The following is a 9,872-nucleotide window of genomic DNA, read 5'->3' on the forward strand; positions in this document are numbered from 1 at the left end:
CAATCACAATCTGCAAAATAAAAAGGGAAAATCCGATCGGGATTTACAGAATTTACCAGCTTTTATTAATTAATCCCGATCGAAAATGTCAATCCCTAAATCCCGATCCTAATGCAGGAAATGACGGATACCTGTTAATACCATGACTATGCCTAATTCATTAGCAGCTGCGATCGAATCTTTGTCGCGTAGACTTCCGCCTGGTTGAACGATCGCTTTAATTCCCGCAGCAGCAGCGGTTCTTACGGAATCATCAAAAGGAAAGAAACCATCACTAGCTAAAAAAGCATTTTGCGCTTTTTCTCCAGCTTGTTCTAAAGCAATTTTAACCGAACCTACGCGATTCATTTGACCTGCACCAACACCAAGGGTAGTGTTGTCTTTTGTCACTACGATCGCATTAGATTTAACGTGCTTACAAACCTTCCAAGCAAACAATAATTCTGCCAATTCTTCTGGTGTTGGTTGCTTTTCTGTCACCACTTGCCATTCACTAGTATTTTCTTGTGCATCATCAGAATTTTGCACCAACAAACCGCCAGCAATTACCTTGACTGTTTGTTTTGGCCCTGTTTTCAAATCTGCTAAAGTTAAGAGGCGCAAATTGGATTTTGCTGCTAATATTTCCTGTGCTTCTGGTTCACAACTTGGCGCTACGATACATTCTAAAAATGTTTTGGTTAAAGCTGTCGCTGTAGCTGCGTCTATTGGTTTATTTAAAGCGACAATTCCGCCAAAAGCGGAAACAGCATCGGCATTAAAAGCTTTTTCATAAGCTTGGGCTAAACTATTACCTAAAGCTACACCGCAAGGATTAGTATGTTTTAAAATTGCCGCAGCGGGAGTGTCGCTAAATTCAGCAATAATTCTTCTGGCTGCTTCCAAATCTACTAAATTGTTGTAACTTAATTCTTTACCTTGTAATTTAGTAGCAGATGTCCAACCAGTAGCAACGGTTCCTGTTTGATACCAGGCAGCGGGTTGATGGGGGTTTTCTCCGTAACGGAGGGGTTGTAACTGTTTTCCTGAAATATTGAAAAATGAATCATCTGTTGCTAAATAATTAGAAATTGCTAAATCGTAAGTAGAAGTATGTCTAAATGCTGCTAATGCACAAGCTTTACGAAAATCAAAACTTGGTTCTCCATTTTGCCGTAATTCTTCTACGTAATTGTTATATTGATCGGGATTAGATAAAACTGTTAAATGAGCGAAATTTTTCGCGGCGGCGCGAATCATTGCAGGGCCACCAATATCAATTTGTTCCACTGCTTCTGCTAAAGTTACATTAGGTTTGGCAATAGTTTGTTCAAAGGGATAAAGGTTGACTACTACCAAATCTATGGGGCGAATTTGGTGTGTTTCTAAATCTTTAATATCTTCTGGCAAATCTTTTCTGGCTAAAATTCCGCCATGAATTCGGGGGTGGAGAGTTTTCACTCTTCCCCCTAAAATTTCAGGAAAACCTGTATAATCTGAAACTTTTGTGACTGGTAAACCTGCTTCTTTCAAGGTAACAGCGGTTCCGCCACTGCTGATTAAATCAAATTGAAATTCTTCGACAAGAATTCGAGCAAAGTCTACTAATCCAGTTTTATCAGAGGTACTCAGCAGTGCTAGACGCGCCATGACCTTAATTTTTCCTATCGCTGATTGACCATTAGCGATCTTACCTGATAATCAGGAATTAGGAAGCGATTAATTTGTTAAATGTTTAGATGATGTCATCTAAGATACGGGGATTTGTTAAGGTAATGTCATAAGTTTCTAAGCTTGCTTGTTTGCGTAACTTTAATAGTTGCCTTGCTTGTAAGTCGGCATCCAAGTTAGCTAATGCTTGAGCTTCTTTATCTAGTAATGGTGATTGGGGGGCGTTGATTACTTGTAATCTGGCATTTTTGAGTAGTTTACTTGCCATTTCGTAGTCGCCGCGATCGAGATGCTTTACTGCTTCCTTTTTCGCTCTAGCTACCATCATTAATAATGTTCTTTGTTGGACTTCTAAATTGGGGGGAAATTCACTTATTGATGCTGAATTAATTACAGGTAAACGTAGACTTGTCCAAATTTTTTGCAGTTCTTCTTGTTTAGGATTTTTCCAATTTAAGCGGAAATAACATAGGTCTGTAATTTGTGGAATTGGTGGCACTTGCAATCTTACCACTACTTCCATTGGATTACCCATAATTAAGTTTGGTAACTGAAATCTGCCTCTTTGATCGGTTTCTAAATCGTTCAGTACGTCTTCAATTTCTACGGCTCCTTGCGGATCGATCGCTAAACTCACAGTATGCCCTACTGTTGCCATTAAATCTTGTAATTCAGTCCGAAAAATAATTGGCAATTTTTCGGGAGATTGGATGTAATAATATCCGCCATTTCCTCTTTTTGCCATTGAGGTGAGTAAGTCTTCATCGTAATGATTACCCACACCCATTGTTGTTGTACTTACGCCTTGTTGTGCTAAACCATAAACATCTGTGGCGATGACGTAGGGATTTTTTTCTCCGACGCTGCTAAAGCCATCAGAAAGCAAAATTACTCGATTTAAATGTTGGGAGTTAAGATGTTTAATAACTTGAATTGCTCCGGCTTGCCAACCTGCGTGTAGGGCGGTTCCATATCCGGGTTGAATTTGTTGAATTTGATGAATTATATTAGCTTTATCTACGGCAAATGTACTATCTACTAGGGTATAAACTGCCCGATCGAATACTACTACACTGACGCGATCGGTAATTAAAAGTTGTTGCACTGCATAACAAGCTGCTTTTTTCACATAATCGATTTTTCTACCTTTCATGGAACTAGAGCGATCGATCACCAAGCACAAGTTTAAAGGTGGTCTTTGTAAGTCTTTTTCCGGTGCTGGTGGAATAATTCTAATTAGAACATCCAAATCTGATGGTACATCTGAACAAATCGCAGCACGTAAGGGAATTAATTCAATTTGTGGTACTTGCATCCACCGAACTCCATTGGAAACGAAAGGGAACAATAAATTTAAATAACAATAGCAGCATTATAGATACAAAAAAGTACCCAACTAAATTGAGAAGTGTATGGAAAATATTTCTAATTGTCTATCAATTCTCATTAAATAAATCAGCGAAATTGATTGCTGTAAGACATCGATTGTCTCAGCAATAATTAGTAGATTTACCACCTCAATCTTAAAACTAAGACTAACTAGTGAAATCCGTATAATCTCGCTCAAAGAAATAGGGTTTATTAGTTAGTTCATAGTATTTATACGGTTAATTCTACAAAATAATATGACCAAAGATACATTCCCTCAAGAAACTTCACCGAATCTTCATAAAACTCAGATTTGTGTATATTTACGGAATTGTAATTCTTAAGATTGATTTAATAATTTTACGCAACTTAAAGTCAGCTACAGATAACTTAAGGGTTCGGTCAGAGGAGAGCGGGGAATGGGGAGACATCTGTATGTTTATTTTTTCTATTCGATATAAGACTTTCTAATTAAAGCCATTATTTTTTAATTTAATAAAGTAAAATACGATCGCTCTGCAACGATGCAAGATGCAGTAAAAATAATTGGTCTAAAATCAAAGGCGTTAGTCTGAATTTAGGAGCAAACTTCTGTCTCTTCAGGTAATTTCCATTCCCCCAACAACCGGACAAGCCCCAACCGGGGTGATTGTCGCTTTGCATGGCTGGGGTGCCAATGCAAAAGATTTGGCTGACTTAGCACCTTTTCTGAACTTACCGGATTATCAGTTTCTCTTTCCTAATGCGCCTTTCCCTCACCCTTACTCATCAGTGGGCAGGGCTTGGTACGACTTTCAGCGAAATGAGGGTATACAAGAGAGTCGCCAACTGCTGACAGATTGGCTTTCTGCTTTGGAGAGTGAAACTGGTGTTCCCTTGTCGCGCACTATTTTAAGTGGATTCTCTCAAGGTGGGGCGATGACGCTGGATGTGGGATTAAATTTGCCGTTAGCGGGTTTAGTCTGTCTGAGCGGCTATTTGCATCCCATTACTCAGGGAACAAAACCTCATGCTTTTCCACCAACGTTGATTGTTCACGGTACTAGAGATTCAGTTGTTCCGATAACTGCTGCTCAAAATGCTAGGGATATATTGACGAGTTTAGGAGTAGCGGTACAGTATCAAGAGTTTAATATGGCGCATGAAGTTATACCAGCAGTCCTTAACTTAATGCGAAGTTTTGTATTGCAGGTGATGTCTGTGGAAAGTCCCAAAGCTTGAGTAAAAAGGTATCTCCGCCTTATTGCGAATAATTGGTAATTATTTACGCCTAGTGAGGTAAGGGTAAGATAGTAGCGGTAACTGTATTTTGACCAGTTGACCAATTTTAGATTCAAGGTTGCAGATGGCTGATTATTGGTGTGACTCATCCTTACGGAATGTCATCAGTTCAAAATCCAAAATCCAAAATCCAAAATCTAAAATCGATTGACTCTACGCTGGGACGGGAGGTGCCGAGAAATGACAACAGCAAGCATTGTGAAGCGTGATATAGCTGCTATGACTCCAGCAGATGTCGCTGAATTAGCTGCACGTTTAGAGCAGGATGATTACACTAATGTCTTTGAAGGACTGGATGATTGGCATCTGCTAAGAGCGATCGCTTTTCAGCGTCCAGAGTTGATTGAACCTTACATTCATCTATTAGATATGGAAGCTTATGATGAAGCCTGACGCTCGGGGATTTTAGATTCTAAATTGGAGTTAAATCCAATTTCCTCAATCTAAAAATGGCGAAGGTTCTGATTGGCATTAGCGGTGGAATTGCTGCTTATAAAGTCTGCGAAGTAGTCTCTGCACTGGCAAAATCTGGGGTCGAGGTAAAGGTTATTTTAACTGCTGCGGCTTGTGAGTTTATCACACCCTTGACCCTGGCTACTCTTTCTCGAAATCCGGCTTTTACCGATCGAGATTTTTGGCAACCCATTCATGGTCGTCCGCTACATATTGAATTAGGTGAATGGGCAGATGTTTTTGCGATCGCGCCTTTAACTGCAAATAGTTTAGCAAAACTGACGCATGGCTTTGCGGATAATTTATTAACTAATACTGTTTTGGCTTCTACTTGTCCGATTTTGTTAGCACCTGCAATGAATACGGATATGTGGGAACACTCAACAGTGCAGCGCAATTGGCAAGAGATTTTTACAAATCCAAGATATCACAGTGTCGGGCCTAGTGCGGGAATTTTGGCTTGCGATCGCGTAGGTTCCGGTCGCATGGCTGAACCTTCAGAAATTATCGCACATATTCAAAGTTTATTGCACACTAAAGGCAAAAAAGATTTAACTGGAAAACGAGTTTTAATTAGTGCTGGGGGAACAAGAGAATTTTTAGATCCGGTGCGGTTTATTGGTAATCCTTCTACTGGCAAAATGGGATTAGCTTTAGCAACAGCAGCATTACATCGAGGCGCTTCAGTAACTTTAGTACACGCACCAATCAACGGGGAAATCCCTTTAGGTGTAAAAAGTGTGGGTGTGACTAGCGCCGCCGAAATGCAAAAGGCAATGTTAGAGTCTTTTTCTAGTGCTGATTTAATTATTATGTCAGCAGCAGTGGCAGATGTGAAACCTGCTAATTATGCGACGGAAAAGTTACCGAAAAAGTCTCTTCCTGCTTCTTTGGATTTGGCATTTGTCCCTGATATTGTTGCCGAATTAGGCAATTTAAAACAACCGCATCAAAAGCTAATTGGTTTTGCTGCCCAAACTGGGGATATTGTAACACCTGCATTGGAGAAGTTAAAGCGGAAAAAACTGGATGCGATCGCAGCTAATCCCATTGATAAATTAAACAGTGGTTTTGCCAGTGATAACAACCAAGCAATCTTCTTAGACTCCCAAGGCAGACAAGTAGAAATTCCCCCATGTTCTAAGTTAGAAATGGCTCATCTTTTGTTTGATTTTGTGCAAGATTTAGGCTAATTTATTTGGCAATTTAAGGGGATTGAAAACCTCTGTCCGATCAACAATTTAGCTCCATAAAGATTAGAGTGTTAAAGATAATAAATCACCTACTGAAAACAGTAATAATAACAAAATATTGTTAGGTGCTTCCACTGATGACAATTTTATTTTGCCAAAGCCATGATCGGGTCGTCTCCGTAAAAATCCTGTAAGTAGAAATGACTATTTATATCGGTACACTCGGTAATGACTTAATTAATGGTTCATTATCTGAAGATTTTCTTTTAGGTTTAGCAGGCAAAGATACTATTTTTGGTGGTAAAGGAAATGATGTAATCAATGGTGACGAAGGCAACGATCCAACAAAACAAAATCAGCAAGATAGCACCATATATGAAGGAAAAGATGATGATTTCCTATCGGGAGACGAAGGCAATGATACTTTATTTGGCGAACAAGGAAATGATGTAATCCTGGGAGGAGAAGGAGAAGACGTTGGATTTGGGGGGGATAGTAATGATTGGGTTAATGGTAACGAAAACAATGATACTCTTCACGGTAATCGCGGCAAGGATACAGTAATAGGAGGTGAAGGAAATGACTTATTGTACGGTGGTCAAAATAATGATTTTCTATTAGGCGATCGAGGAAATGATACTCTTTCTGGAGACAAAGGCGATGATATAGGATTAGCAGGAATAGGTAATGACTTAGTATTTGGTGGTGAAGGTAACGATTTTCTCAATGGCAATGAAAATGATGACACCATAGAGGGAGGTAACGGTAATGATACGCTACATGGTGGTAAGGAGAGCGATCGATTATTTGGTGGCGAAGGCGATGATATTTTAATTGGTGATTTAGGGGCGGATACTGTTAGCGGTGGTGCCGGAAATGATATTTTTGTAATTGGTAGAAGAAATGATGTTTCGGGATTTCGCACTACTGGCGGAGTCAACATTATTGATGCTGATTATTTTCTAGATTTTACTCCTGATGAAGATGTAATTGAACTGATAGGAAATTTACCATTTTCCGAACTAAATATTTTTGCTGGTACTGGAATATATGCTAATCATACCCTTATTCAAGACAAAGGAACAACTGAATATTTAGCAATTCTTAAAGGAGTCAATCCTAATAGTATTAGTGCTAAAGACTTTATCCCAATCACAGTTACTAAAGAAGCATTTCCAGGTACATTAGAATTTAGTGCTGCTAATTTTAGTGTTAATGAAGATGGTACACCTATTGCTTCAATTACCATAAATCGCACCAATGGCGACTCTGGTATAGTCAGCGTTAAAGTTTTAGTAAATGGCGGCAGTGCTGTTGGTGGATCTCCACCATTAGCAGCACCAAAAGATTATGATAACAGCTTTATTACAGTTACTTGGGCAGATGGGGATACCACACCTAAAACAGTCAATATTCCCATTTTCAATGATACAGAAGTTGAGGGTAACGAAACTGTCAATTTAACTTTAAGCGATCCGACAAATGGGGCAATAATTGGATTGCAAAATACTGCGGTTCTGACAATAATAGATAACGATACTTTTATTCCTAATCCTGGGGTTTTATCTTTTACCAAAGCTAACTATAGTGAGAATGAAGGAAATGGAGGAACTGTTAATAAAATAGTTGCTACCATTCAACGTGATAGTGGCAGTGATGGCACGGTGACTGTACAAGCACAACTGGATACGGGTAGCACTGCAACTGCCGATGATTTTACTAATAATTTGCCAATTACGGTTACTTTTTTACCGGGAGAAACTTCTCGAAATATAGAAATTCCGATTATTGGAGATGGAATACCTGAAGGAAATGATACGATCAATTTAAAATTAGTTAATCCTACTGGGGGTGCTAGTTTAGGAGTACAGCAAACAGCTACTTATACGATTATTAATGATGATGTTGTTGTTGCGCCTACCTTTGACTTTAGTAGTGCTACTTACACTGTTACCGAAGGAAACGGGGGAAGTTTCAACACAAATGCTGTAGTAAAAATTAACCGCACTGGTGATATCTCTGGCACCAATTCAATACAAATTCAACTAGCTAATGGTGCTTCTCCTAGCGCCACAGGTGGAGTAGATTACAATAATACCCCGATTACCGTTACCTTTAATCCGGGTGATACTTTTAAAGATGTATCTGTTCCCATTGCGGGAGATACTGATGTCGAACAAGATGAAAATATCGCTCTTACTTTAGTTAACCCCAGTGTGGGTAATGTTGGCACAACTACACCGAATGCGGTTTTAACTATTATTAATGACGATTTAGCAAATGTCAGTCTTACTGCTACAGATACGAAGGCAGCAGAAACAGGTGATACTGGAACTTATCGCATTAGTCGCGGAACAAATACTATAGGTGCATTAACAGTTAATCTGAATATTGATGGTAGTAGTTTAGCTAAATCTACCGACTATATTTTGAGTGGTGGTAGTGTTACGATCGCAGGTAGCAATCTAACAGCTACTATTCCCGATGGACAGTCATTTGTAGATATTACTCTTACTCCAAATGATGATATTCATGCCGAGGCAGATGAAACACTAAAACTGAATTTAGCAGCCGGAAGTTACAACATTGATGGAGTTAATAAAGAGGGAACGGTAGCGATCGCTGCTAACGATACAGTAGTAATTAGTTTAGCTGATGATGCCAATTTTGTCCCCAACTATGCTAACCGGGAAGGTACTTTGCGGCAAGCGATGTTAAATGCAGAAGCTTTTGCCGGAACAGACACAATTACTTTTAGTGGTGTAGCAACATCGGGAACGATTAATTTAACAGGTGATTTGCCTGTTATTACCCAAAATTTAAATATTAATGGCACTGGTGCTGCTAATTTGAACGTGCGCCGAGATACGGGGGGAGAATATCGGATTTTCACTGTTGCAAGTGGTGATGTCAATTTTGATGGGTTGACTATTTCTAATGGGTTGTTATCTTTCGCAATGGCTAATGGTGGTAGCGGAATCGCTAACTTTAGCACTGGTACAATAAATGTTAACAATACCACCTTTTCTAACAATAACACTCAGTCTGGTTTGTTTGACGGGGGCGCTATTTTCTAATTTGAAAGGCGGGACGGTGAATGTTAGTAACAGCACCTTTTCTAACAATCAATCTAATTCTAGTGGTGGTGCTATTGTGACTAAATGGTGGGACGGTGAATGTTATTAACAGCACCTTTACCAACAACTTTGCTGATTTGGGTGGGATTGGTGGTGGTATTTTTAACGCCAAGGGTAGCACGGTAAATGTTAGTAAAAGCACTTTTTCCGGCAACCAATCAAAAAATAATTATGGCGGCGCTATCGACAATGAGGGGACGCTAACTGTAACTGATTCTAGCTTTTCTGACAATAAAGCTCCTGCCTTTGGTGGCGCTATTAGTAACGTAGGTTCCCTAGTTGTTACTAACAGTGATTTTACCAATAATAAATCTGGGTTGAATGGTGGTGCTATTTCAAGTTCGAGTACGCTGAATATTACTAAAAGTACCTTTGCTAATAAGTCTACCGTCGGTGGTGCGTTATCGATCGCTGGTACAGCCAATATTACAGATAGCAATTTTTCCGAAAATGCAGCACTGGTGAGTATTGGAGGTGCTGTTTATATCGATACTAAGGATACCTTGACGATCGATCGCACTACCCTAGCAAATAACTCTGCAAATCAAGGCGGCGCTATTTGGAATCAGTCAAATGGTACTGTGAAAGTTACTAATAGCAGGATCGCTAACAATACTGCCAACAATACTTGGTGGTGGAGTGGTCAATTTAATGGCAATCTTGATATTAGTAACAGCACTATTTCCGGTAACAAAGCAAATAGAATTGGTGGGGGAATTTATTACGATAGTACTACTAATACCTTCCAACATTAACCAATCAACAATTACCAACAACACTGCTGATTTCG

Annotated in this window: 8 protein-coding genes; 6 read left to right on the top strand and 2 right to left on the bottom strand. The window is 39.4% G+C overall.

Annotated elements, in window-relative coordinates; translation table 11 throughout:
• Positions 1–108: 108 nt before the first annotated feature.
• Both purH and ACE1CI_RS29085 read right to left on the bottom strand, forming a co-directional pair.
• The gene (gene purH / locus ACE1CI_RS29080; RefSeq protein ID WP_413265761.1) at positions 109–1,629 is read right to left on the bottom strand and encodes a bifunctional phosphoribosylaminoimidazolecarboxamide formyltransferase/IMP cyclohydrolase; all 1,521 of its coding nucleotides are present in this window, start codon (positions 1,627–1,629) and stop codon (positions 109–111) included.
• Positions 1,630–1,714: 85 nt separating this feature from the next.
• A complete protein-coding gene (locus tag ACE1CI_RS29085; RefSeq protein WP_413265762.1) occupies positions 1,715–2,965 on the bottom strand; it encodes a vWA domain-containing protein in 1,251 nt (416 codons plus the stop codon).
• Between the two features lie 644 nt (positions 2,966–3,609).
• Here ACE1CI_RS29085 and ACE1CI_RS29090 point away from each other — a divergent pair.
• The 6 genes from ACE1CI_RS29090 (at position 3,610) to ACE1CI_RS29115 (ending at position 9,837) form a co-directional block, all read left to right on the top strand.
• Positions 3,610–4,239, top strand: coding sequence for an alpha/beta hydrolase (locus ACE1CI_RS29090; RefSeq protein ID WP_413265782.1), 630 nt, complete (start codon positions 3,610–3,612; stop codon positions 4,237–4,239).
• Positions 4,240–4,479: 240 nt separating this feature from the next.
• Positions 4,480–4,692, top strand: coding sequence for a protein IsiD (gene isiD / locus ACE1CI_RS29095; RefSeq protein WP_413265763.1), 213 nt, complete (start codon positions 4,480–4,482; stop codon positions 4,690–4,692).
• 56 nt (positions 4,693–4,748) lie between these two features.
• A complete protein-coding gene (gene coaBC / locus ACE1CI_RS29100) occupies positions 4,749–5,945 on the top strand; it encodes a bifunctional phosphopantothenoylcysteine decarboxylase/phosphopantothenate--cysteine ligase CoaBC (protein WP_413265764.1) in 1,197 nt (398 codons plus the stop codon).
• 200 nt (positions 5,946–6,145) lie between these two features.
• On the top strand, positions 6,146–9,022 hold the full coding sequence (locus ACE1CI_RS29105; RefSeq protein WP_496615889.1) for a Calx-beta domain-containing protein: 2,877 nt from the start codon (positions 6,146–6,148) through the stop codon (positions 9,020–9,022).
• Positions 8,952–9,131, top strand: a complete 180-nt coding sequence (locus ACE1CI_RS29110) for a hypothetical protein (RefSeq protein WP_496615890.1) — start codon at positions 8,952–8,954, stop codon at positions 9,129–9,131. Before ACE1CI_RS29105 ends, ACE1CI_RS29110 begins: the two co-directional genes overlap by 71 nt.
• A complete protein-coding gene (locus ACE1CI_RS29115) occupies positions 9,118–9,837 on the top strand; it encodes a hypothetical protein (protein WP_496615891.1) in 720 nt (239 codons plus the stop codon). Before ACE1CI_RS29110 ends, ACE1CI_RS29115 begins: the two co-directional genes overlap by 14 nt.
• Positions 9,838–9,872 lie beyond the last annotated feature (35 nt).

It is taken from the genome of Floridaenema flaviceps BLCC-F50, assembly GCF_041929275.2.
GTDB classification, from domain to species: domain Bacteria; phylum Cyanobacteriota; class Cyanobacteriia; order Cyanobacteriales; family Aerosakkonemataceae; genus Floridanema; species Floridanema flaviceps.

Coding starts and splice junctions, on each gene's coding strand:
- ACE1CI_RS29110 (WP_496615890.1), top strand. CDS start 8,952: ATGTTAACAATACCACCTTTTCTAACAATAACACTCAGTCTGGTTTGT.
- coaBC (WP_413265764.1), top strand. CDS start 4,749: ATGGCGAAGGTTCTGATTGGCATTAGCGGTGGAATTGCTGCTTATAAA.
- purH (WP_413265761.1), bottom strand. CDS start 1,629: ATGGCGCGTCTAGCACTGCTGAGTACCTCTGATAAAACTGGATTAGTA.
- isiD (WP_413265763.1), top strand. CDS start 4,480: ATGACAACAGCAAGCATTGTGAAGCGTGATATAGCTGCTATGACTCCA.
- ACE1CI_RS29105 (WP_496615889.1), top strand. CDS start 6,146: ATGACTATTTATATCGGTACACTCGGTAATGACTTAATTAATGGTTCA.
- ACE1CI_RS29085 (WP_413265762.1), bottom strand. CDS start 2,965: ATGCAAGTACCACAAATTGAATTAATTCCCTTACGTGCTGCGATTTGT.